This window comes from Streptomyces sp. NBC_01296, from assembly GCF_035984415.1.
In the GTDB taxonomy this organism is placed as follows: Bacteria; Actinomycetota; Actinomycetes; order Streptomycetales; family Streptomycetaceae; genus Streptomyces.
In genome coordinates this window covers 7911153-7935116 of the sequence record NZ_CP130720.1, presented here as the reverse complement: position 1 = coordinate 7935116, position 23964 = coordinate 7911153, and the positions used below count along the sequence as shown (strand labels likewise).

18 protein-coding genes and 2 pseudogenes are annotated in these 23964 nt (G+C 72.1%); 9 read left to right on the top strand and 11 right to left on the bottom strand.

Annotation, left to right across the window (positions count from 1 at the left end; translation table 11 throughout):
• Positions 1-200: 200 nt before the first annotated feature.
• Positions 201-1922 (bottom strand): acyl-CoA dehydrogenase family protein, encoded by a 1722-nt coding sequence (locus tag OG299_RS36095; protein ID WP_327363821.1) that lies wholly within the window; start codon positions 1920-1922, stop codon positions 201-203.
• Positions 1923-1993: 71 nt separating this feature from the next.
• Complete coding sequence (locus tag OG299_RS36090) at positions 1994-2560, bottom strand: PadR family transcriptional regulator (RefSeq protein WP_327363820.1); 567 nt, start codon at positions 2558-2560, stop codon at positions 1994-1996.
• A gap of 338 nt (positions 2561-2898) precedes the next feature.
• Here OG299_RS36090 and OG299_RS36085 point away from each other — a divergent pair, with 338 nt between their 5' ends.
• Together OG299_RS36085 and OG299_RS36080 are read left to right on the top strand one after the other, a co-directional pair.
• Positions 2899-4761, top strand: a complete 1863-nt coding sequence (locus OG299_RS36085; protein WP_327363819.1) for a M1 family aminopeptidase — start codon at positions 2899-2901, stop codon at positions 4759-4761.
• A 151-nt stretch (positions 4762-4912) separates the two neighbouring features.
• The gene (locus OG299_RS36080; protein WP_327363818.1) at positions 4913-7210 is read left to right on the top strand and encodes an immune inhibitor A domain-containing protein; all 2298 of its coding nucleotides are present in this window, start codon (positions 4913-4915) and stop codon (positions 7208-7210) included.
• A gap of 262 nt (positions 7211-7472) precedes the next feature.
• On the opposite strand, the gene OG299_RS36075 is transcribed toward OG299_RS36080, so the two are convergent.
• From OG299_RS36075 to OG299_RS36040, 8 genes and pseudogenes are all read right to left on the bottom strand, one after another.
• On the bottom strand, positions 7473-8648 hold the full coding sequence (locus tag OG299_RS36075; protein WP_327363817.1) for an SGNH/GDSL hydrolase family protein: 1176 nt from the start codon (positions 8646-8648) through the stop codon (positions 7473-7475).
• 51 nt (positions 8649-8699) lie between these two features.
• A pseudogene (locus tag OG299_RS36070) lies at positions 8700-9158 on the bottom strand (FTR1 family iron permease); the annotation flags it as partial.
• A gap of 34 nt (positions 9159-9192) precedes the next feature.
• Positions 9193-9689, bottom strand: a pseudogene (locus tag OG299_RS36065) (Dyp-type peroxidase domain-containing protein); the annotation flags it as partial.
• A gap of 309 nt (positions 9690-9998) precedes the next feature.
• Complete coding sequence (locus OG299_RS36060) at positions 9999-10643, bottom strand: phosphatase PAP2 family protein (protein ID WP_327363816.1); 645 nt, start codon at positions 10641-10643, stop codon at positions 9999-10001.
• Between the two features lie 242 nt (positions 10644-10885).
• Positions 10886-11419: an AAA family ATPase gene (locus tag OG299_RS36055; RefSeq protein WP_266632545.1), complete on the bottom strand. Its 534-nt coding sequence runs from the start codon at positions 11417-11419 to the stop codon at positions 10886-10888.
• A gap of 38 nt (positions 11420-11457) precedes the next feature.
• Positions 11458-12690 (bottom strand): vWA domain-containing protein, encoded by a 1233-nt coding sequence (locus OG299_RS36050; RefSeq protein WP_327363815.1) that lies wholly within the window; start codon positions 12688-12690, stop codon positions 11458-11460.
• Positions 12687-13949: an AAA family ATPase gene (locus OG299_RS36045; RefSeq protein ID WP_327363814.1), complete on the bottom strand. Its 1263-nt coding sequence runs from the start codon at positions 13947-13949 to the stop codon at positions 12687-12689. Before OG299_RS36045 ends, OG299_RS36050 begins: the two co-directional genes overlap by 4 nt.
• A 69-nt stretch (positions 13950-14018) precedes the next feature.
• Positions 14019-15473 (bottom strand): hypothetical protein, encoded by a 1455-nt coding sequence (locus OG299_RS36040; RefSeq protein ID WP_327363813.1) that lies wholly within the window; start codon positions 15471-15473, stop codon positions 14019-14021.
• Between the two features lie 297 nt (positions 15474-15770).
• On the opposite strand from OG299_RS36040, the gene OG299_RS36035 reads away from it, so the two are divergent.
• Positions 15771-16733, top strand: a complete 963-nt coding sequence (locus tag OG299_RS36035; RefSeq protein WP_327363812.1) for a sensor histidine kinase — start codon at positions 15771-15773, stop codon at positions 16731-16733.
• On the opposite strand, the gene OG299_RS36030 is transcribed toward OG299_RS36035, so the two are convergent.
• Positions 16663-17340, bottom strand: coding sequence for a class I SAM-dependent methyltransferase (locus OG299_RS36030; protein ID WP_327363811.1), 678 nt, complete (start codon positions 17338-17340; stop codon positions 16663-16665). The genes OG299_RS36035 and OG299_RS36030 overlap by 71 nt on opposite strands.
• A gap of 237 nt (positions 17341-17577) precedes the next feature.
• Here OG299_RS36030 and OG299_RS36025 point away from each other — a divergent pair, with 237 nt between their 5' ends.
• From OG299_RS36025 to OG299_RS36000, 6 genes are all read left to right on the top strand, one after another.
• On the top strand, positions 17578-17826 hold the full coding sequence (locus OG299_RS36025; protein ID WP_327363810.1) for a hypothetical protein: 249 nt from the start codon (positions 17578-17580) through the stop codon (positions 17824-17826).
• A 278-nt stretch (positions 17827-18104) separates the two neighbouring features.
• The gene (locus OG299_RS36020; RefSeq protein WP_327363809.1) at positions 18105-19610 is read left to right on the top strand and encodes an alpha/beta hydrolase family protein; all 1506 of its coding nucleotides are present in this window, start codon (positions 18105-18107) and stop codon (positions 19608-19610) included.
• 88 nt (positions 19611-19698) lie between these two features.
• A complete protein-coding gene (locus tag OG299_RS36015; RefSeq protein WP_327363808.1) occupies positions 19699-20298 on the top strand; it encodes an acyltransferase in 600 nt (199 codons plus the stop codon).
• Between the two features lie 431 nt (positions 20299-20729).
• On the top strand, positions 20730-21908 hold the full coding sequence (locus OG299_RS36010) for a hypothetical protein (RefSeq protein WP_327363807.1): 1179 nt from the start codon (positions 20730-20732) through the stop codon (positions 21906-21908).
• The gene (locus OG299_RS36005) at positions 21905-22705 is read left to right on the top strand and encodes a WecB/TagA/CpsF family glycosyltransferase (RefSeq protein WP_327363806.1); all 801 of its coding nucleotides are present in this window, start codon (positions 21905-21907) and stop codon (positions 22703-22705) included. Before OG299_RS36010 ends, OG299_RS36005 begins: the two co-directional genes overlap by 4 nt.
• Complete coding sequence (locus OG299_RS36000; protein ID WP_266632526.1) at positions 22705-23961, top strand: nucleotide sugar dehydrogenase; 1257 nt, start codon at positions 22705-22707, stop codon at positions 23959-23961. The genes OG299_RS36005 and OG299_RS36000 overlap by 1 nt, the downstream gene beginning before the upstream one ends.
• Positions 23962-23964 lie beyond the last annotated feature (3 nt).

Below are 23964 nucleotides of genomic sequence, written 5' to 3'. Positions count from 1 at the left end.
TTCTGCGGCGGAGGCGTCCTGGGCGGATAGGAGGGCGGCACCTTCGGTCCGCTCGCGCCGGTCGGCTTCGTAGTCATGCCACCACGCTACGGGCCGGGCGGCTCAGCCGGGCCGGGGCCCGCCACCGGAGGGAAGCAGCACGGCCCACCACCGCGCGGGCGACGCGGTGGTGGGCCGGAGCGGCTGCTGCGCTGCCGTCGTTACGGAGCCATCTCGTACGCCCCGGACAGGGCCTCGACACGGTCCCAGACCCGGGCCGAGCGGGCCGCATCGATGACCGGACGCCGGACCGCACCCATGGCCCAGCCCTGCTGCTCCTCGGTGGCGGAGTCCTTCCCGTGCAGCTCGACGGCGTGCGCGGAGAAGTCTCGTACGAGGACGGCGAACAGCTCGTCCAGCACGTCCTCGTCCAGGCCCGTCAGCTGCGCCTGCTCCAGGATCAGCTGGCCGTGGACGACGAGCGCGAAGAGCTGGCCGACGGCGAGCAGGAGGTCCAGGTCGCGGCTCTGCTGCTCGTCGGGGGCGGCCGTGGTGACGAACGTGCACAGCGCGTCCGCCTGCTCGCGGAAGCGGGCGACGTTGGGCAGGGCCGCGTACGTGTCGAAGGCGGGGCGCCAGTCGTGGAAGCGTACGGAGCCGAGGCCACGGGCCGGGCCCTGCCGGAAGAGGAAGTCGTCGTCGGCCGCGTCGAGGCGGATCGGGACGGGCGCGTACTGCGCCGGGTCCAGCAGGTGGTTGCGCATGAACTTCAGGATCAGCGCGAGGTTGACGTGGACCGTTCCCTCGAGCTTGGGCAGCCCGCGGATCTCGACGGCGGCCTGGGCGAAGTAGTTGTCCTTCTCGAAGCCCTTGGCGGCGATGACGTCCCACATCAGGTCGATGACCTTCTCGCCCTCCGTGGTCACCTTCATCTTCGTCATCGGGTTGAAGAGGAGGTAGCGGCGGTCGTCGGGGCCCGCGGTGCGGAAGTAGTCGACTGCGCGGTCGCTGAACAGCTTCATCCCGACGAGACGGACGTACGCGTCGGTCAGCTCGCGGCGCACGTGCGGGAAGGCGGTGACGGGGCGGCCGTAGAGGATGCGGTTCTGCGCGTGGGTCACGGCCTCGTACATCGCGTGCTCGCAGATGCCGATCGAGGCGGTGCAGAGGTTGAACTTGCCGACGTTGACGGTGTTGAGGGCCGCGTCGAAGGCGGCCCGGCCGGTGTGCAGGACGTCGTCCGCGCCGACCGGGTAGTCCTCGAGGCGGAACTCGCTGACGTACTTGGAGGAGTCGACGACGTTCTTCACCAGGTGGTAGGCCGGGTGGCGGCTGTCGGCGGCGAAGAACACGTACCCGTCCGGGCCCTCGACGTCGGTGCGACGGCCGAAGACGGAGACGAGAGCGGCGGCATTGCCGTTGCCGATGTAGTACTTGGAGCCGGTGGCCCGGAATCCGCCGTTGCCGTCGGGCTCCAGCAGCATGTCGGTGGAGTAGATGTCGGCGCCGTGCGCCTTCTCCGACAGGCCGAAGGCGAACACCTCGCCCTCGGAGAGGAGTTCGGCCGCGCGGGCGCGGGCGGCGGCGTTGTCGCTCTGCCAGACGGGGCCGAGGCCGAGGATGGTCACCTGCCACGCGTACCAGTAATCGAGACCGTAGAACCCGAAGATCTCGTTGAGGGCGGCGATCCTGGCGGTGTCCCAGCGCTTGTCGGCGTGGCCGTCGGCGGCGGAGGCCGGCGTGAGGAACGTGGCGAACAGGCCTTCCTTGGCGGAGAAGGCGAGGAAGTCCGCCAGCCAGGCGCGGGACCGGTAGTCCTCGATCAGCCGGCGCTTGCCGCGCTCCTCGAACCAGTCGACGGTGGCGCGCAGCAGCCTGCGGGTCTCGGGGTCGAAGTGCTGCGGGTCGTAGGTGCGCGGGTTGAACAGCAGGGCGTCGGCCATGGAGGTCCGCCTTCCGAGGGGTCGGGTCGAGGGGTGGAGGGTGCTGTTGCGGATGCGGGGGGGGGGGCGGTTCAGCTGCGCGGGCGGGGCGCTGCGAGCCGGTGGACGGTGGCGAGCACGTCGTCGAGCCAGGCGATCGTCATCCGTTCGTACGCGATGCCGCCGCGGAGCACGACGTGCTGCAGTTCGTGGCCGGCGTCGGGCAGTGCCGGCGCATCGGGCCCGGTGAAGTCGCGCAGTTCCCCGGCGAGGTAGTGGGCGAGCCGGTCGCGGTGGACCTGGCGGTGCCGCTCGACCTCGCGGACCAGCGCGGCCGGGTCGTCGAAGGCCGCGCCGCGGATCTTCACGGCGAGGTCGTGCCGGAGGCTCTCGGGTTCGATCGGCTCGTGCAGCCACCGGGAGAGGGCGGTGCGGCCGGGGCCTGCGACGGAGTACTCCTTCTTGTCCGGCCGGCCCTGCTGCGCCACCTCGCGGACGGCGAGCATGCCGTCGCTCTCCATGCGCTTGAGGACGCGGTAGATCTGCTGATGGGTGGCGGTCCAGAAATAGCCGATGGACCGGTCGAAGCGCCGGGCGAGCTCGTAGCCCGAACCCGGCTTCTCCAGCAGCGAGACGAGGATCGCGTGTTCGAGCGCCATACCCCCGATCTTTCTATGCAACTCGTTGCATAGACAAGCCGCAGCGCCCGGGTGAGACGCGGCTCACCCGCGGCCGGCGGGTCGGCCGCACCCGAAGGCGGAACCGGCGGCCCGCGACACGTACGAACACTTTACCCACCCCTCATGGCATGCCCCGGTCAAATCTGCCAGGCTCTTCCGGCAGTCGTCGCCCTGAACCCAGGGGGACGCGGCACAGCAGATCTCACTCAGCGCTCGTGCAGACGATGCGCACAGCCCGCGGCTGCCCTCCGGCGCACCCGAGCCGACCGGGCGGCCACCGAGCAGGCCGGAATCCGGCCGCCTCAAAGGAGTTCCGTGTGAGACCGACCACCCCCCACAAGGCCCTCGCCACGAGCGCATTCGCCCTCGCCGCGCTGGCCGCCGCCGCACTCTCCGCCACCCCCGCGGCCGCCGCCCCGCCCAGGGCGCCTGTCGCGGCCGCCTGCACCCCGGCCCAGGCGGTCGCCAACGGCGGCTTCGAAAGCGGCACTTCGCCCTGGACCCAGTCCCAGACCGGCATCGTCACCAACCGAGCCGGCCAGGCCGCCCACGGCGGCACCACCTTCGCCTGGCTGAACGGTGTCGGCCGGACGCACACCGACACGCTCTCCCAGAGCGTCACGATCCCCTCCGGATGCAGTACGGCCACCCTCAGCTTCTGGCTGCACATCGACACCGCCGAGACGACCGCCTCGACAAAGTACGACAAGCTGACGGCGAAGATCGGCAGCACGACGCTGGCGACGTACTCGAACCTCGACAAGAACACCGGATACGTGCAGAAGTCGTTCGACGTGTCGGCCTTCGCGGGCCAGACCGTGAACGTCGCCTTCACCGGAACCGAGGACTCCAGCCTCCAGACGAGCTTCGTCGTCGACGACGTCGCGCTCGACACCTCCGGCGGCACCACCCCGCCCGGGGACTCCACACGTACGCCGACCGCGCCCTCGTACACCGTCAACCTCAGCAGCAACACGAGCGGCACCGTCTGGACCGGCCACGAGAGCGCGACCTTCACCAACGCCTCCCCCACCCCGCTCAGCGAGGTGTACCTGAGGCTGTGGGACAACTACCACGGCACCTGCTCCGCCATGCCGATCACGGTCGGCAACGTCACCGGCGGCACCGCGGGCGCCCTGTCCGTCGCCTGCACCGCCCTCAAGATCGACCTGCCGGCCCCGCTGACCCAGGGGCAGACCGCCACGATCGGCTTCGACCTGGGCATCACCGTGCCCAGCGGCGCCGACCGCTTCGGCTACGACGGGGCGTTCAGCATGCTCGGCAACGCCCTGCCCGTCCTCGCGGTCAGGGACGGAGCCGGCTGGCACCTCGACCCGTACACCAACAACGGGGAGTCCTTCTACTCGCTGGCCTCCGACTTCCGCGTGGCCCTCGACCACCCGAGCACCCTGCTGGTCCCGGCGACCGGCGCCTCGGTGGACACTCCCGGCACCAGCGGGCGTACGGTCACCACGGCCACCGCCGCCAAGGTCCGTGACTTCGCCTGGGCGGCCGGCCCGTTCAGCAAGATCTCCGGCACCTCGGCCGCGGGCACCCCGATCAACATCTACTCCGTGTCCGGCATCAGCTCGACGGACTCGCAGTCGATGCTGACCACCGCCAAGTCCGCCGTGGACGCGCACTCGGCGCGGTTCGGCGCCTACCCGTACGGCGAACTGGACGCCGTCATCGACAACAACTACTGGTTCGGCGGGATGGAGTACCCCGGGTTCGTCCTCGACCTGGTCAGCACCACGGCGCTCACCCATGAGATCGGCCACCAGTGGTGGTACGGCATCGTCGGCGACGACGAGTACGCGAGCCCGTGGCTCGACGAGGCGTTCACCGACTACGCCACCGACCTGGCGCTGAACAAGACCGGCGCGAACTGCTGGAACAGCGTCTCGTGGGCCTCGTCCGCCGAGAAGATCACCAACTCCATGGGCTACTGGGACGCCCACTCCTCGCGCTACTCCACCGTCGTCTACGGCTACGGCAAGTGCGCCCTGCACGACCTGCGGCGCGTCCTCGGCGACACGGCCATGGCCAAGCTGCTGAAGGACTACGCCACTTCACACTGGTACGGCGTTTCCACCACGGCCGAGTTCAAGGCGGCCGCCCAGGCCGCCACGACCACGGACCTGACCTCCTTCTGGACCCAGCACCGCATCGACGGCTGACCTGACACCGGCACGGCAACCCTTCGCCGCGGCGGGCGCTTCCTGGCGCCCGCCGCGGCGAACTCATGATGTCTGCAGCACTCTAGCCGTCACCTGTGACATGTGAAATATTACCTGCGCTTCGACCGAACTCACCGAAAGGTCAGCCACGTTGCGCAGACTCCCCGCGGTGGTGGCGGCGATATCCCTCGCCCTCCTCGCCACCCCCGCGCTCGCCGCACCCGCCCCGCCGCCCCCCGCGGCGCGGCCGGCCCCCGAACTCTCCCCGGCCCCACCACCCGCACCGCTGGAACTCCAGCGCCAGAGCCTGCGCCGCCAGGCACTCGAGGGCGTCGCCTCCGGCGCCACCGCGGCGGAGGCGGACGGCACGCTCCCCCGCCGGGCCGCGGTGGGCAAGCGGTACGTCGAACTCGCCCAGGAGCGCAAGGACAAGGTCTTCGTGATCCTCGCCGAGTTCGGCGACCAGGTGGACACGACCACCGAGTTCGAGGGCAAGCCGCGCTTCGGCGGCACGCCGGGCCCCCGCCACAACACCATCGAGAAGCCCGCGAAGACCGACAACCACACCCTGTGGCGCAAGGACTTCAGCCAGGCGTACTACCAGCAGCAGTTCTTCGGCACCGACCCCGGCGCCGTCACGCTCCGCAACTACTACCGCTTGCAGTCCTCCGGCCGCTACGACATGGACGGCCAGGTCAGCGACTGGGTACGGCTGCCGTGGAACGAAGCCCGGTACGGGACCGACAACTGCTCCGAGCCCGGCCAGTGCCGCACCAACTGGGACCTCGTACGCGATGCCACCAACGCCTGGTACCACACCGAGCGCGCCAAGGGCCGTACCCCGGAGCAGATCAAGGCCCAGCTGGCCGAATACGACGTATGGGACCGCTACGACGCCGACCACGACGGCAACTTCGACGAGCCGGACGGCTACCTCGACCACCTCGTCGTCGTCCACGGGGGCAAGGACCAGACCTGGGGCGGCGGCGACCAGGGCAAGGACGCCGTCTGGGCGCACCGCTGGTTCGCGTACTGGGACCAGGCCGGCAGCGCGGGGCCCGCGGACAACAAGGCGGGCGGCACTCCGGTCGGCGACTCCGGCATCTGGGCCGGCGACTATCTGACCGGCGGGGAGAACAGCGGAGTCGGCCTGTTCGCCCACGAGTTCGGGCACGATCTCGGGCTGCCCGACCTGTACAGCTCCGACGGGGACAACAGCGTCAACTTCTGGTCGCTGATGTCCTCTGCCTCCTACCTCGGCAAGGGCCGCAACACCACCGGCGACTACCCCGGCGACCTCGACCCCTGGAGCAAGCTGCAACTGGGCTGGCTGGAGTACACCGAGGCCGATGCGGGCCGCAAGACGCGCGCCGTGCTCGGGGTGTCCGGCTACAACACCGAGGATCCACAGGCGTTGTTGGTGCATCTGCCGCCCTCGGTGACCCGCACCGATCTGACCGACCCGTACGAGGGCGGCAGCCAGTGGTGGAGCGGCACCGGCGACTTCATGGACAACACCCTGACCCGGACGGTCGACCTCTCGGGCGCGGGGCCGACTGTCCGGCTCGACGCCCGCGTCTGGTACGACATCGAGCAGGACTTCGACTTCCTGACCGTGGAGGCCTCGACGGACGGCGGCACCACCTGGACCGCCCTGCCGGGCACGGTGGGCGGCACGGCGATCCCGGCGAAGGGTGTCTCCGGTACGTCGGGCGGCTGGGCCGAACTCGCCGTACCGCTGGACGGGTTGGCCGGTCGCAGCATCCAGCTGCGGCTGCGGGTGACCTCGGACGGCAACACGCACGGCAAGGGCGTCACCTTCGACGACATCCGGATCACGGCGGGTGAGCGGGAACTGGTGCGGGACGGCGCCGAGCAGGGCGCGAACGGCTGGAACCCGCTGAAGTGGTCGCGCACGCAGGGCCGTACGGGCACCGCGGAGCACCCGCGCGCGTACCTGGTCGAGAACCGGCGCTACACCGGCTACGGGGCCTACCTCAAGAGCGGCCCGTACAACTTCGGGGCCGGGAACGACACGGTGGAGTTCTACCCGTACCAGCAGGGCGTGCTCATCTGGCTCTGGGACACGGCGTACAGCGACAACACCACCAAGGCGCATCCGGGTGCAGGTCTGCTGCTTCCCGTCGACGCACGGCCGGAGCCGCTGCGGAACGCCGACGGCACGCTGCTGAACGCGCGGGCGCAGACCTTCGACGCGACGTTCTCCACGCGCCCGAGCGACGAGATCGTGCTGCACAAGGCGGGCGTGCCGGTGCTGATCCCGGCGCGGCCGGGCGTCCCGGTCTTCGACGACCGGCGGGGCGGCTACTGGAACGCCGACCTGCCGCAGGTGGGCGTGAAGGTACCGGACACCGGGACCCGGATCGCCGTGGTGAAGGAGGCCTCCGGGGGCGCCCTGACCACGGTCCAGGTCAGCCCGTCGTCCTGACGCACGGCCGCCGGCCCGGTCCTCTCGGCGTTGGGGCGCCGAGAGGACCGCAGCGGCGCACGACTCAGTGCATCCGGTCCAGCGATGCCTCCAGGCCCGGTGCCCTGCTCTCCTCGTCGAGCCCCTCGGACAGGCTCCCGCCCGTCGCGGCGCTGATCCGGCAGCTGTACGCGGCGGGGTTGCCGAGCAGGACCGGCCGCCCCCTGCCCCTGAACGGCGCGGTGGCCGTGGCTGATGCCGGCTCCCGCTCCCGGGTGGCCGCTCAGTCGCTGCGGACGGTGAAGGGGCCTCCGGTACCGAAGGCCAGTTCGGCGAAGCGGCCGGCCATGCGGCGGTGGGTGGCGGCGTCCGGGTGGAGTTGGTCGGGGAGCGGGAGGTCGGCGAAGTCCGCCTCGCCGTAGAGCTCGCGGCCGTCGGCGTAGTGGAGGTGGGGGTCGTCGGAGGCCCGCTGTTCCACGATGCGGGCCAGCTCCTCGCGGATGACGCCCAGGGTCAGCTTCCCGGCTGCGCGCTCCGCGGGGTCGCCCGCGGCCCGGAACTGCAGCCTCCCGGCGCTGAGGGTGCTGAAGTCCGGGGCGGTGGGGCCCGGGGTGTCCTCGTGGATGGGGCACAGGATGGGCGAGACGACCAGCAGGGGCGTGGTGGGATGCCCCTCGCGGAGGGTGTCGAGGAAGCCGTGCACCGCCGGGGTGAAGGCGCGCAGACGCATCAGGTCCATGTTGACGAGGTTGAGGCCGATCTTGACGCTGATCAGGTCCGCGGGTGTGTCCCGCATGGCCCGGGCGGTGAACGGATCCAGCAGGGCGCTGCCGCCCAGGCCCAGGTTGACCAGCTCCACATCGCCGAGGGAGGCGGCCAGTGCCGGCCAGGTCGTGGAGGGGCTCGCGGCGTCCGAGCCGTGGCTGACCGAACTGCCGTGGTGCAGCCACACCCTGCGGTTCCCGTGCGGTACGGGCTCGACGGGGGCGTCCGTGCGCAGGGCGACGAGCTCGGTGATCTCGTTGTACGGCAGCCAGATCTCGACGTCCTTCGGCCGGTCGGGCAGAGCGGCGAACCGGACGGTGCCGACCGGGCCGGGGCGGGTCTGCGCCGACCCGGTGGTCATGTCGACCAAGAGGACGTGGCCGCCGGTCACACCGGACTGCCCGGCCAGGCTGCCGTCGACCAGGAGGTCGTACACGCCGTCGGGGCGGGGCGGTGCGCCCGCGTAGGCCATCTTGGTGCGGAGCGTGTCCAGCTCGACGACGGTGGCCCGGGTGCGGAACACCAGCCGTACGCCGGAGGGCTGGGCCTCGGCCATCGCCAGCTGTCCGTCGGTGCACTGGGCGCGGGCCCTGGCCTGCAGCCGGTGCGGGAGCACACCGTGCTCGGTGCGCTCCAGGTCGAGGGCGCCGCGCAGGAGTTCCGGGGTGATGGGTGTGTTGGTCAGGTCGTTCATGACCTCAGATTGTCAACCGGACGCCGGATCCGCACATCAGTTCGTGCCGGTTCAGCCGGCCGTCGTGGAACGGGCCGGGCTGTCGGCCGGGGTGCCACGGCGCTGGGGCGCGAGGAAGAAGACCATCGTCGGGACGAGGTAGAGGCCCCACACGACCACCTGGACGACGGTCGGGTCGGGCTGGAAGTTGAACACGCCCTTGAGGAGGGTCCCGTACCAGCTGTCGGCCGGGACGGTGTCGCCGATGTCGAAGGCGAGGGTGTGCAGGCCGGGGAGGAAGCCGGCCTCCTGGAGGTCGTGGAACCCGTACGCGAGGACGCCCGCCGCGACGACGATCAGCATGGCCCCGGTCCAGGTGAAGAACGCGGCCAGGTTGATCTTCAGCGCACCGCGGTAGAACAGCCGGACGAGCACCACGGACGTGAGGAGTCCGAGCAGCGCGCCGACCAGGGGACGGATGCCGTCACCGGTGGCCTGGACGGCCGTCCAGATGAACAGGGAGGTCTCGAGCGCCGACCCACACGTGCTGGTCGAGGGCCTTCCGGTCGGTGCCGGAGATGTTCCGGGCGAAGAGGCCCGGTCCGAAACCGATGGTGAGGGTGAGACGGGAGGGCTTGAGGCCGAGGGCCTCGCCCGTGTCGTCCGGCGGGGCCTGCGGCAGGCCGCCGACCGCGCCCTCCCCGACGGGGAGTCCGGCGGTCATCCGCTCGGCCGCCCGCGTCCAGTCCTTGAGGAGCCGAACGAGCTCCGCGCTGTCCTTCGTCTTCACGTCGAACGCGGCGAAGTGCAACCGGTCCTGGACGGCGGAGGCGATACCGGCCTGGTGCTCGCCGTGGAAGGGCACGGCCGCTCCGCCCGTGCCGGGGTCGCCGGGGGCGGAGTTGCCGGGGCGGAGTTGCCGTGGAAGACCGCCACGGCGGCAGCGAGCGCCACCCCGGCGCCGCCCCAGCCGAGCACCGCCCGCCGCGAGGTCCCGCCCTCGGCCGGGTCCGTACGCGCGCCGCTCCCGCTCCGGCCGGGCTCCGGGTCCGCTTCGGACATCACGGCTCTCCTGCGCGCTGCCGGTCAGCGGCTCGGCCGACGCGTCGAGGCATTCGCCGAGGCGCTTGCGCTCCGGGGGGCCCGCCGTCGTACGGGGCGTTCGGCGCGGCGAGTTGGGTGGCGAGCGTCCTGGCGGTCGCCGGTCGGGAGGGTAGGTACACGGGCGCTCCCGGGGATCGCATGGCGGCAAGACGGCAAGGCCGCGACAGGCCGCGGTAAGGCAAGGCTGCCCTTCCGTCTACGGAACTGTAGGCGATGGCGGACGATATGGCCGTTTACCGGGGCACATACGACGACGGCAGCCTGAGGTCACACGCGCTTCGCCGCGGCCACGGCCCTTGCTGCGGTCAGCCAGGCCAGGGCGTAGAGCCAGCCGCCGAGGACGTCCGTGGGCCAGTGCACTCCGAGGTAGATCCTGCTCAGGCCGACGGCGATCGCCCAGCAGACCGCCAGAGCCCAGCAGAACCGGGCGGTGGCCGCAGTCGCCGTACGCCATGCGGCCCAGGCCAGCAGCCCGGCCACGATCGCCGAGGTGGTGGCGTGACCGGAGGGGAAGGCGAACCCACTGGCGGGCACGGCCCAGTCGGCAACGGGCGGACGCGGCCGCGCCACGCCGTTCAGGACGGCGTGGCGCACGGCCTGGACGAGCAGCAGGAAGCCGAGTGCGCCCGCGGCCGCCCACACCCGTCCTCGGGTACCCCGGCCGGCGATGAGCCCGGCGGCGACGGCACACACGTACGGGACGGGGCCGCTGCCGGTCGCCGTGACGCCGCGTGCAAAGGCCACCGCGACGGCGGGGCGGTGCTCCACCGACCACCGGTGCAAGCTCTCGTCAAGGGCGTACGGGGCGCCGTGCCGGGCCACGACCAGGGCGGTCAGCACGGCGAACAGCGCGGCGCACAGCACCGCGGCCAAGGCCCAGCGGGTGGGCGACGGTGCCTGGCCGGTCTTCATCAGGGGGCGATCCGGGGCCGCCGCGGCGGCGTGGCGCCCGGTCGCCGTACGAGGGAGGCTGCCATGGGGAACAACTCCCGTGCGGTGAAAGGGTGAAAGCCCGGGCCGGTTCCCGACGGGCTCCGACTGCAGCTCCGGGAACGTCTGCGGAACTGTCGATGATCGAGGTGTGCGGCACGTTCCCTCGACCGATACGAACCCGGCCCGGCCCCGGGCGGGGCGGCCTCCGACCGTACGCGAGATCAGGGCTCCAGCGCCGGAAGAGAAGCGAGCCCCGTGTCGCGCATGATGTGCTCGACGGTGTCCGCCAGGGAGCTGTCGGCGTCGATGACCGTCTCGACGGAGCCGGGCAGCAGGTCGAGCGGCCGGTACCAGTCGCGCAGCTCCCTCTCCCCGTACTCGCCGGCCTGGGGTTTGGTGGCGTGCCGGGCCAGGGTCTCCTGGAAGGGGATGTCCAGGTAGTAACCGTGCGTCGGCCCGCGGTGTTCCTCGCGGAGCCGGCGCAGCATGGCCCCGTAGTACTCGGCGTACAGGATCCCTTCGAGAACGACGTGGTAGCCAGCGTCGAGCGAGTATCGGGCGACGACCTCGATGAGGCCGATGTTCGCGGCCCCGGGCCGGTCGCGTTCACGCAGCACGACCCGGCGCAGATTGTCCTGCCCGACCAGCGCCACGCCGCGGCCGAACCGCTCCCGGATCCCGGCGGCGACGGTCGACTTCCCCGACGCCGAGTTGCCGCGCAGCACGATCAATCGGGTCTGTGCAGTGCCCACCATCACCCGGGGGACGCTACCAAATCATGACGAGGGCGCGCCTATCCGATGGCGACCACCCGGGCCCAGGCGGGCGGCGAGTCCGGCACGTAGTCGGGGTCGTCCTCGTCCCACGACCGCTGTCGGGGAAAGAGGCCGACCACCGTCCGGCACGGCGGCCTTGTGCTCGGCCAGGGAGTCTGCCCGTCCGTGAGGACCACGATGGCATCCGGCCGGGCCCCCGCTCGGAGCGCCTTCGCGAAGCCCGTGCGCAGATCCGTTCCCCCGCCCCCCACCAGCGTGATTCCCTCGGCACGGCACAGGGGATGGGCGATCCGGGCCGCCGCGTCGCACGCCACCACGGTGACCAGGTCCCGTCGGCCGCCCACGGCACGGGTGATCGCGGCGACCTCCAGGAGCGCGCTGCCCAGCTCGGCGTCACTGACCGAAGCGGAGGTGTCGATGACCACGCAGACCCGGGGCGGCCTGCGCCGCAGGCTCGGCAGAACAATGCCGGGCAGCCCGGACGAGCGCCGCGACGGGCGGCCGTACGAGTAGTCCTCTCCCGCGCCGGATCCGGAGATCGCCGAACGGACCGCCGCTCCCAGCAGCTCCCGCCACGGCTGCGGCGGGTGGAAGGCCTCCTCCGCCCAACGCTTCCACCCCTTCGAGGCGTTCCCCGGACGGCCCCGGATGCCCTGCGCCACCCGGAACCTCACCGCGTCCCGTTCCTGTTCGCTGAGTCCGTGCGCGCCGTCCTCGCCGAGGTCCCATTCCCGTTCCAGCCCGTCGACGCCGCTGCCGCAGTCCAGCCAGGCCATGTGCTGCGTACGGGGCCCTAGCGTGAACTGGCGCAGGTAGTCCTCCATGAGCTGCCCCTCGGACAGCCCCAAGGACAGCGGATCGACCACGTCTCGGGGCCGGACCAGCCCGTCGCCGAACGCGTCGTCGTTGATCTCGCAGTCCGCGGCGATGTTCCTCCGCAGCCGCTCCCCCGGGCCGTGCAGCCCGCGCTCCCGCGCGACCCGGTCGCCTCGCCCGTGGTGGTCGCGCAGCAGGTGGGACACCTCGTGCACCCACACCCCGGCGAGTTCCTCCACCGGCATGCGGTCCACGAACGCCGGCGAGACGTAGCACCGCCAGTGCCGGTCGACGGCCATCGTCGGCACCCGCCGCGATTCCACGGTGTGCAGGGCGAACAGCGCGGTCGCCAAGTAGGGCCGGGCCCGGGCGGCGTGCAGTCGTGCGGCGTAGAGCTTGTCGAGGTCCAGTGCGCCCCGTGACTCCCCGCTCATCGTCGGCCCTTCGGGGCGATTGCGGCCCGGGCGGCCGCGTGGTCCGCCCGCCGGGAGAGGGACACCGCTCCGGCGAGCCGCTCGATCGCCGCCGGCACGTCCCATTCCTCGCGGCGCAGCGACGCGAGGGTGGACGCGGGGACGACCACCAGGTCCGGGGCTCCCGTCTCCAACGCCCGGACCAAGAGCGCCCATGCCGCGTCCCAGCGCGCCTCGTCGGGGCGCTTGCGGACCGCTTCCACCACGCCGTCGAGCACGGCTTGGCGCAGATCGCCCCGCTCGGGCAGGACCGCGCCCGCCGGATCGGCGAGCAGCACCTCGGGGTCCGGGAGGTCCATCCGGTCCAGGCTCGCCAGCAGTTCCAGTCCCGGGCCGTCCCCCACCGTGCCCCTGACCAGGAGGGACAGCACGTCACGGGAGGAACCGGCGGCGGTCGCGAAGGCGATCAGACTCAGGGTCATCTCCCAGCTCCGAGGCGACGGCCAGGCGCCGCCCCGGCGGGTTTCACCGCTGGGCAGCCGGTGTACGAGCCCGGGGCGGGCGGCGAGGAGCCCGCACACCGCGCGGCGGGCGAAGTCCACGGCCTGCGGCAGCATCGAAGGGTCGAGCCGCGGCAGTGTGGCCCGGGGCCACGTCCCGCCGAGGCCGCGGACGACGACGTCGTGGTCGTGGGTCCACTGCAGGTGGACGAAACGGTTGGCCAGCGGCGGGCTCAGCTCCCAGCCGTCGGCCGCCGAGGACCGCGGATTGGCCGCGGCCACGATGCGGACCCCGGGCGGCAGTTGGAGGGCGCCGATCCGCCGCTCGAGTACGAGGCGGAGCAGGGCGGCTTGTACGGCCGGCGGCGCGGTGGACAGCTCGTCGAGGAACAGCAGCCCCCGGCCGGCTCGTACGAGGCGCACGGCCCAGTCCGGCGGGGCCATCGGAACGCCCTGTTCCGCGGGGTCGTCCCCGATGACGGGCAGGCCGGAGAAGTCGGACGGCTCGTGGACGCTGGCGATCACGGTGGTCAGGGGAAGGTCCAGCGAGGCGGCGAGCTGGGTCAGGGCCGCGGTCTTGCCGATCCCCGGCTCGCCCCACAGCAGGACGGGCAGGTCGGCGGCCACGGCGAGGGTCAGGGCCTCGAGTTGTGTGTCGGGGCGGGGTTCGGTGGTCGTGTCGCGGAGCAGGGCCAGCAGGTCGCCTGCGACGTCGAGCCGGGAGGCGGCGGCGGGCGCCGCGGGGGTACTGCGTACGGCGAACGGGGCGTGTGCGGACATGTTTGATCACCTTTGTGGGTTCGTTGTGTGATGAGGCAGGGCATGGCGGGTGCGGGGTCGGTCCCCGGATCAGTGCCCTGCCGTATGGCGTGGGTGCGAGCGGTGCCCGTGGGGGCGGCGGGGGCCCGGGCGCATGCGGTCGGGTCCGGGTCCGATCAGGCCCGCTCTGAACAGCCCGTACGTGATCCGCTGCCGCGCGGCCGCCTCCAGTTCGTCCCGGAGGGCGCCGTCGCGCAGCAGTGCGTCGGGGCCGAGCAGGCTCTCGACGACGGCCAGCGCACCGGCGGTGTCGCCGTGGTCCAGGCGTTCGCGCACGCCGGTGAGGCAGTCCGGACGACGGTGCGCCTCGTCGATCGCCTGCAGGCAGGGCAGCGGGGTACCGGTCAGGGCAACCAGCAGTTCCTCCCTGCGGATCTCGGCCGGGTCGTGGTCGAGCGGGGCCAGTACCCCGTCGACGAGGCCGATCCGGTGCTGAACGCCCCGGCACGCGACGAGGTGCGGTCGGCCGGGCCGGTCCGGAATCAGGGACGGGGCGGTCGGCGCACGATCGGGTACGAGTGCCGAGGCGACCAGCGGGTGCAGCCGATCGGCGTCGAGGGAACCGGTGCGGAGCAGTTCCAGGTCGGGCAGTAGCCAGGTCGCCGCGTCCGGCAGGATCGGGGGCGGGCGGGCGCCGGGATGCGTGGACGCCGTCGAGATCCGCAGTACGGGCGGCCCGTTGCCGTCCCCGTCCGCGGGGAGGTCCAGGTGGCGGTCCCGGTCCAGGTCCAGGTCCAGGTCCAGGTCCAGCCGCTGCCGGGACCCGAGCCGTACGGTGAAGGTACGGGCGGAAGGCCCGTCGGCCCGGAGCAGGATCCCCGCCTCGGCCGCCCACCGGTCGACGGCACAGCGAAGCCCCTGTCGCACGAGCCCGAGCACCTCCGGGGCCGTTGCGGGGGCGCCGTCGGCGGGTGGCGGCTCGGCCCCGGACCGGATCCGGAGCTCATCGGTCCTGCGCGCGTCCCAGAGGTGGCGGTGCAGGTCGAGGCGGAACCGGGGGTTGGGGTGCGGATGCGGATGACGGCGGGCGCCGGCGTCGTCGGGGGATCCGGCCCAGAGCGCGAGGCTGATCCGCTGACCGGCATCGGCCCACGCCGGCAGCGTCCGTGCCACGAGGTGCACCGGGCGTGCCCCGACAGGCCCGGGGATGTCGTACCGGGCCAGGGAGATGGTCAGGCCCGGGCGCAACAGCCCGTCAGGAGCGATCCTGGGCATGTGCCAGCGCAGCAGGTCGGGAGCGAGGTGGCGGAGATCGGCCCGGATCCGGGCCGCGAGTTCGCGCCCGTGGGTACGCGCCGCGGAACGCAGGTTGAGATCGACGTCGATGCCTGCGGCGGCGCACGCCCCGCCCCAGTCCCCGGCAAGGCGGCGGGCGGTCGCAGTCTCGATCATGGACGGCGGCACGGCGAACTCGCGCACGCGCAGCCAGAGGGAAAGGTGCCGGAGGGAAAGAGGGGATTCCTCGTTCGCGGTGTGAGTGGCCATCAGCACTCACCTTGCGCGGACGGGACCCCCATTCTGTGAGCGGTGTGAGTCATCATCGCGATGACCATACGAGCCCCGGCCCTGGTCTGCCAGGTGTTTTCTCCGGTGCCCGACCACTCGGCGAGCAGGAGGCACACCCTCGTAGCTCTGGAGAGCTACGCGCCGATGCGGCTCCGTGGCGGGACGCCGGCAGAGCTCCCGCTCCGTAACCTCGTGTGCGGATGAACGGTCGGAAGGAACTCCTGTGAACTGCACACACTTCGATAAACCACTGCGGCACGGTGCAGGGAGCACACCGTGACCAGGAGTGATCTGGTGTCCGCGCCCGATGTCGGGGCGGCGGCAGGCCCGTTCACGCTCCGTGGCCTGCGGGCGGACCTGTGGACCACCCGCGCCCAGCCCATGGCGCCCCTGGTGTGGCCGCAGTGGCTGCGGTGGCTTCCGCAGGTCCTGGTCGTCCTCGGGGCCGGGGCCCTTTCGGCCACCGGCGCGGATCTCACCGCCAGGGTCCTGGCCTGTGCGCATGCGGCGATGCTGGTGGTGGGGCTGCGCCGGCCGGTGCCGGCGTGGTGGCTGTCGCTGGCGTTCACCGCGGGCATAGCCATCGGCCATCCCCCCACCCACGACAACCAGTTGTGGACGTGGACCGTGCACGCCGGGGCGCTGTTCCTTCTCGCCCTGCGCATACCGGTGTCGTCGGCGGCCGTGGCCGCCCTGGTGAGTGCCGTGCCGGTGGTGTGTCTGAAGGCGGCGGGCTACGCCGTCGGGTCCTGGACGTTCGTCGCCGGTGTCTGTGTGCTCTTCTCGTCGGCCGTGCTCGTCGGCTCGTTCGCGCGTGGCCGCCGCGAGGACCGGGCGCGCCTGGTCGAGCAGATTGCCGTCACCGCGCACGAACGGGCGCTGCGTACGGTGCTGGAGGAGCGTGCCCGCATCGCACGGGAGCTGCATGACGTGGTCGCCCACCACATGTCGGTCATCTCGATCCAGGCGGACGCGGCCCCCTACCGGGTTCAGGACCCTCCGCAGGAGCTGGTCAAGGAGCTGGCGTCGATACGTGCGAACGCGCAGGAGGGTCTGGCCGAACTGCGCGCCGGGGCCGGCGGATTCCTCTGCTCGACTTCCTCATATGAAGCCGCCGGGATCACGATTCACGGGCAGGCCGGGCAGCACATCGTCCGAGGTCCCGCACTCAACAGACCCGGTGCGCCACGAAGACGCAGGTGCCCCAGAAGGCGTTCACCGGATCCGTGGGCCGGATGACCCGATCCGCGGTGAAGCCGTGCTCGGCAAGGAGGCGCACCCAGCCGGATACGGAGTACATGTGCCGGACGGTCCACAGGGACCGGGCGGGACCGGTGCGTACCAGCATCCGGTGGCGCCCCTCGGGCATCCCCGGCGACCGGGTGAGGCAGGAGAAGACGAGGCGACCGCCGAGACGGACGCGGTGGGCGAGGACGGGCAGCAGGTCTTGCGGATCGGCGAACCACATCGCCCCGAAGACGGAGAACGCGACGTCGAGGTCGGGGAGGTGCGCGGCCGCGGTGACGGCGTCGCCGAGCCACCACTCGACCTGGTCCACGTCGGCGAACCTGAACGCGGCGTCACCGAGGCGGACCGGCGACACATCGATGCCGATGCCTCGGGCGATCCCGCACTCGGCCAGGCCCGCCAGGTGCCGGCCCTGCCCGCAGCCGAGTTCGGCGACCGTGGTGCCTCGTATGTCACCGAGGAGTTCGAGTCCCGGTCCCGGGGCCGGGCGAAACAGCCAGTCCAAAGGCAGGGGCGTCGGGTTGCGGGTGCCGACGATGGCGTTCCATGTCCGGGCGTTCAACGCTGCGTCGTGATCGCTGCGGGTGGTCCGTTCCACGGTTGGTACCTCCTCAGTGGGCGAGCACATGGCACCCCGGCACCTGCGTCCGGAGTCCGAGGTGCCGGACGCCCCTCGTTGCGTCGGAAGCCGACGAAGTCCGCTCAGTGGGGATGATGCCCAGGCTCAGCGTGACTGCGGGGCCGGGGAGCGACCGGCGGTGTCCCGTGTGGGTGGCGTCGGCCGGGTTGTCGAATCGTGATCCACGGTGTTTCGATCACACAGACGACATTTGGCATGATCATGCTGTCCGTCGACACCACCTCACAGAGTTACGCCGCCGGCCGGGTTGTCGGGGGATCGCTGGCTGCAATCGTTGCCATCGTGCTCGTCTGGCGCCTCACCACCGCCTGGCGCAACCCCAGCCCCTCCAATGCCGCCGAGGCCGCGGCACTGGGCAGGGTGCGGGCCAAGCGCCGCGCCCTCATCGTCGCCGTCACGGTGCTGATCGCCGCCGCCGCGGCGGTGAAGGCCACGACCTCGTAGCACCCGGAGCCTCCGGCCGGCCGCGCGCAACCCTCCGGGCCGCCGCCGCGCGGTGATCCCCGTCCGCCGCAGGTGACGGGGCGCGCGACGGCCCTCCCGTGGGGAGTGCGGGAGGGCCGTGTGCCCGGGATGGTCCGGAGCCACACCATATGCGCGGATACGCGCAACGCGACAGGCATATGACAACAGAAATTCCGGAGCCGCACCCCGCGCCGGCCCGGGTGGCGGTCGATGCGACTCAGGTCGCAGGGCCGACCCGACCCGAGGGTGACGCCACGATGCCCGAAGGCCTCGACCATGGCGACGTGAAGGCGATGAGCGCACACCTGCAGTTGTCCCCCGGGGAGCTCCTCCTGGTGCCGGGAGCAGTCGCACTGGTCCTGGCGCGGTGGCTGCCGCTCCGGCTCCGGGGGCCGCTCACCGTCGCCGCGCCGACGGTCGTCGTCGTGGGGGCCGGGGCGGTGCTCGGCGTGCTCGGGCTGCGCTGGCAGATGGTGCCGGTGCTGGCCGGCGCGGCGGTCGTCCTCCCCTTCGCCGTGGCGCCGCTGCTGCGACGGCGCACCGGGCGGGTGGCGCGCAGGGCTCCGTGGTGGCTCGCACTGCCGGGGTCGGTGGTGTGCCTCGCGCTGATCGCCGCCGGCCCCGCAGCGGCCTGGGCCCTGCCCACGCCGGTGTTCCCCGAGCCCTCGGGACGGTTCGCGATCGGCACCGGCGTGCTGGAGCTGACCGACCCCGAGCGCCCCGAGACCGCCACTGCCGCACCGGAGGACCGTCGTACGGTCGTCGCCCAGTTCTGGTATCCCGCCCGCAAAGACGGCAAGGACAGCAAGGACACCGGCCACGCCCGGTACCTCGGACGTACGGAACACGAGGCGCACGTCGTCTCCGACGCCCTCGCGGACTACGCCGGTCTCCCCGGAATCCTGCTGGACGGCCTCCCGCGCGCCCACACGCATGCGGCGTACGACGTACCCGTGGCCGACGGCGGAGAACGGTTCCCCGTGGTGCTGTTCTCCCCCGGACTGGGCGGGGTGCGTACGCAGAACACGGCCTGGGCGGAGGAATTGGCCGGCCACGGCTACGTGGTCGTCGGCATCGACCACCCCTACGACTCCGCCGCCGTCGTGCTCGCCGACGGCCGCACGATCCGTACGAAGGTCTCGGCGACGGGCGACGCCGCCGAGGACGAGAAGCGGGCGGCCGGCTGGACGGCGGTCCGCGCCGCGGATCTCAGCTTCGTACGCACCCAGTTGGCCCGCATCCACAGCGGCGAGATCGCCGGCCCCCTCACCGGACACCTCGACACAAGCCGCGTCGTCGCAGCCGGCCACTCCCTCGGCGGCGCCGCAGCGCTGCAGGCAGCCCGCCAGGACCCCCGCTTCGCCGCCGTCATCGATCTGGACGGCGCTCCCCACGACCCGGCGCCGCAGCCCTTCCCCCAGCCGGTGCTCGCCCTCACCCAGGCCATCGGCCCGGACACCGACCCGGAGTACATCCCACGCCTCACCCGTGTCCTCGGCCTCGGCACCGCGACGAGCTACCGCCTCACCGTCCCCGGAGCCGCACACCTCACGTTCACGGACGCCCCCCTGTACCTGCCGCCCCTCCCCTCACTCGTCGGTTCCCTGGACCGCACGGCGGGCCCGCGCATCACCGCCGCCGCGAGCCTCGCCTTCCTCGACAGCACCCTGCGCGACACGCCGGGCGACCCGGCCACAGCCCTGTCGGCGTACGGCACCCTCGTCGTCCACCACCCCGGCCGCAGCCCCAAGTCCGGTCCGTGAACAGTCGGTTGATCTCCCGGCGAGCCGATCCGGCGGCGCATATGCTCCCCCCTTACGTCCGTACCTCCAGCGTTAAGGGGACCGCCGCGTGAGTGTCCGCATTCAACCCTCCTCCCAGGTCGACGAGACGGCCGAACTCGGGGACGGGACCACGATCTGGGATCTGGCGCAGGTACGGGAGGACGCGCGGCTCGGGCGCGACTGCATCGTGGGGCGGGGGGCGTACGTCGGGCCCGGCGTACGAATCGGCGACAACGTGAAGCTGCAGAACTACGCACTCGTCTACGAACCCGCCGAACTCGGCGACGGGGTTTTCATCGGCCCGGCCGCCGTCCTCACCAACGATTTCTATCCGCGGGCCGTCGACCCCGCCGGACGGCAGAAGCGCGGCGGCGACTGGGAGGCCGCCGGTGTCGTGGTGGCCGAGGGGGCCTCGCTGGGCGCCCGTTCGGTGTGTGTGGCCGGGGTGCGCATCGGGCGGTGGGCGCTGGTCGCGGCCGGCGCGGTCGTGTCCCGGGACGTACCGGACTTCGCACTGGTCGCAGGGGTACCGGCCCGCCGCATCGGCTGGGTGGGCCGGGCCGGGGTCCGTCTGGTGGAACGCGAGGAGGAGCCGGGCGTGTGGGAGTGTCCGCGCACCGGTTCGCTGCACGAGGAGAAGGACGGAACCCTGCTCGAGCGGACCTGACGGTACGTCGGCAATTTGGGTCAGCGGCATTTCCTCAAAACCGCAATCAACGAACATCCTTGGGCATACCTTGTCCCTGTACACGGGATCTGAGCAGGCAACAGGCTTTGTTCAGTGGGGGGTTGTACACGACGAGGGCATCGCGGACCAAGTGACGACGGACGGCGCGCAACGCGCCCGCCCGACGCTGCCGTCCGCGCGTGCTCCGGTCCTGGGCATCGCTGGGGGGATCCAGTGGGCGGCCCGGGACGGTTCGTGCCATCGGGGGAATTCACACCGCCGGCACGTGCGCCGTCATGCGCATTCCCCTCCGCGGAACGACGACCGCCGGGTCTGTCCGAGGAGCGATCAGAGGGGGTAGGTGTGTTGGAGCCGTACAGCTCGGACATACGAGGTGCGCGCAGCACACAGGGAACCGGGGTGGGGACCCGGTGACCGCAGCACGAGTGGCACGATTAGAAGCACTGGCCCATGAGGACCTGTCGCTGCATGCGCTCGCCGAGCGCCTGCTCGCGTTGGCCGAGGCGGGACTGCCCGACATGTACCTGCCGGGCTCCGACGCCTTCGTGTTCACCCGGGTGGGGACGGTCACCTCCGACGGCGTCCGCCGGGTGGAGGGGCGCGGAACCAGCACCCGGTACGCGGCCATCACCGCGCTGGGGGCCCGGTTCCTGCCCGAGGAGCGGCAGCGCGCCCTGTTCGGCGGACACAGCGTCGCGGAGTACGCGGGGCTGCTGGTGGAGCGGCTGCCCGTGGTGACGAACCTCGGGGACGCGGCGCTCATCGCCTGGGCCGCCGCCGAGACCGGGCACCCGAAGCTGGCGGACGCCCTCGCGCGGGTGGCCGCGCTGGACGTCCCCGGACGACCGCAGTACACCGTCGAGGCGGCCTGGGTGCTCTCCGCCCTCGCCGCGGCCCGGACCTCGGCGGACGTGGAGCACCGGCTGGCGGCCGCCCGCGACCGCCTGCTGGCGGCCAGGGCCGCCGGCAGTCCGCTGTTCCCGCACGCCACCGGCCCGGGGCTGGTCCCCGGGTACCGCTCCCACGTGGCCTGCTTCGCCGACCAGACCTATCCGCTCCAGGCGCTGGCCCGGCTGCACGCGAGCGGCCCGGACCCGCAGGCCCTCGCGGCCGCCGACGCCTGCGCCGCCCGGATCTGCGAACTCCAGGGGGACGGCGGACAGTGGTGGTGGCACTACGACGCCCGCACGGGCGGCGTGGTGGAGGGCTACCCCGTCTACAGCGTGCACCAGCACGCCATGGCCCCGACCGCCCTCTTCGACCTGGCCGAAGCGGGGGGCACCGACTTCGGCGCCGCCATCCGCCGGGGACTGCGCTGGATGACGGACGTGCCCGAGATCAGCGGGCCCGACGGCACCCCGCGCGAGCCCATGATCCTCGAGAAGTACGGGGTCACCTGGCGCAAGGTCTACCGCGGCGACCCGGCCAAGGCCGTCCGCGCCGCCCGCGGAGTCACCACCAAGGTGGCCCCGCAGGCGCGACTGGCTCCGCTCGACCGGATCTTCCGCCCCGTCGTGATCGACCGCGAGTGCAGGCCGTACGAGTTCGGCTGGCTGCTCCACGCCTGGCTCGGGGGTCCCGGGAGATGACCCACCGACAGTCCCGACCAGCCCGCCAGACCCTGTTCGGGGTCACGCTCGACGCCCTGACCATGGACGAGACCGTGCAGCGCTGCCTCGAGGCGGTACGGCGCGGCGAACAGATCGAGATCGGCATGGTCAATGCCGCCAAGCTCGTCAACATGCGGCGCGACCCCCGTCTCGCGGCGGCGGTCTCCGGCTGCGACCTCGTCCTGGCCGACGGCCAGGCCGTGGTGTGGGCCGGTCGCGTCCTCGGCGTCCGGCTGCCCGAACGGGTGGCGGGAATCGACCTGTTCATGCGGCTGCTGGCCGCCGCCGAGACCGCGGACGTCCCCGTCTACCTGCTCGGCGCCCGGCCGGAGGTACTGGACCTGATGCTCGGCCGGATCGCCCGGCGCTTCCCGGCGCTGCGCGTGGCCGGCAGCCGCAACGGCTACTTCGACGACTCCGACCAGGCGGCGGTCGCCGACGCCGTCGCGGAGAGCGGCGCCCAGCTGCTGTTCCTCGGCATGACCTCGCCCAAGAAGGAGATCTTCACCGCCGGCTACGGCAAGCTCACCGGCGCCCACGTGGTGCACGGCGTCGGCGGCTCCTTCGACATCCTGGCCGGCATCACCAAGCGGGCCCCCGCCCTCTGGCAGCGCATGGGCCTCGAATGGTTCTACCGGGCCCTGCAGGAGCCGCGCCGCCTCGGCAAGCGCTACCTCACCACCAACACCGCCTTCCTCCTCATGACGGTCCGGGAACTCATCCGCCGTACACCGTCGGCCCTACCGTCCACCGGTTCCGCGAACAGGAGTCACTGATGCGTGTCGTCGTCGTGGGACAGGGATACGTCGGCCTCCCGCTGGCCATCAGGGCCGCCGAGGTCGGACACCAAGTGGTCGGTTACGACGTGGACGCCCGGCGGGTCAAGAGCCTCGCCGCCGGCGAGTCGTACGTGGAGGACGTCTCCTCCGAACGGCTGACCCGGGCGCTGGAGCGCGGCTCCTACCAGCCCAGCGAACTCGCGCGCGACTGCGGCGGCTTCGACATCGCGGTCGTCACGGTCCCGACCCCCTTACAGGACGGTGCCCCCGACCTGCGCTACATCGAGGAGTCGGCGCACACGCTGGCCCGCTTCCTGCGGCCCGGCGCGACCGTCGTCCTGGAGTCCACCACCTACCCGGGCACCACCGAGGAGCTGTTCGGCCCGATCCTGGAGGACGGCTCCGGCCTCACCGCGGGAGCCGACTTCCACCTCGGCTACAGCCCGGAGCGGATCGACCCCGGCAACACGGTCTGGGGCTTCCAGCAGACGCCCAAGGTCGTCTCCGGCGTGGACGCCGCCTCGCTCAAGGCCGTGGAGGCCTTCTACGGAGGCCTCGTCGACAAGACGGTGCCGGTGCGCTCGCCCAAGGAGGCCGAGCTGGCGAAGCTGCTGGAGAACACCTTCCGGCACGTGAACATCGCCCTGGTCAACGAGATAGCCATGTTCGCCCGCCACCTCGACATCGACGTGTGGCAGGCCATCGAAGCGGCGTCCAGCAAGCCGTTCGGCTTCATGAAGTTCACCCCCGGCCCCGGGGTCGGCGGGCACTGCCTGCCGATCGACCCGTCGTACCTGTCCTGGCGGGTCCAGCGCGAACTCGGCCAGAACTTCCGCTTCGTCGAGCTGGCCAACGACATCAACAGCCACATGCCCGAGTACGTCGCGCGCCGCGTCATCGACGCACTCAACGCCAAGCGCCGCTCGGTCAACGGCTCCCGGATCCTGCTGCTGGGGCTGGCGTACAAGAAGAACACCGGCGACGCCCGGGAGTCGCCGGCGGTGCGCATCTCCCAGCTGCTGCTCGACATGGGCGCCAAGGTGCGCGCGGCCGACCCCCACGTGGTGGAGGGCCTCAAGGTCGACGCCCGGCTCGTGCGGGTCGAGCCGACCCGCAAGGAGCTGGCCGCCGCCGACGTGGTCGTCCTGCTCACCGACCACGACTCCTTCGACTACGCGGTGATCACCGAGCACGCCTCCTTCGTGCTCGACTGCCGCAACCGGCTCTCCGGGCCCGCCGTGGAGGTGCTCTGACAC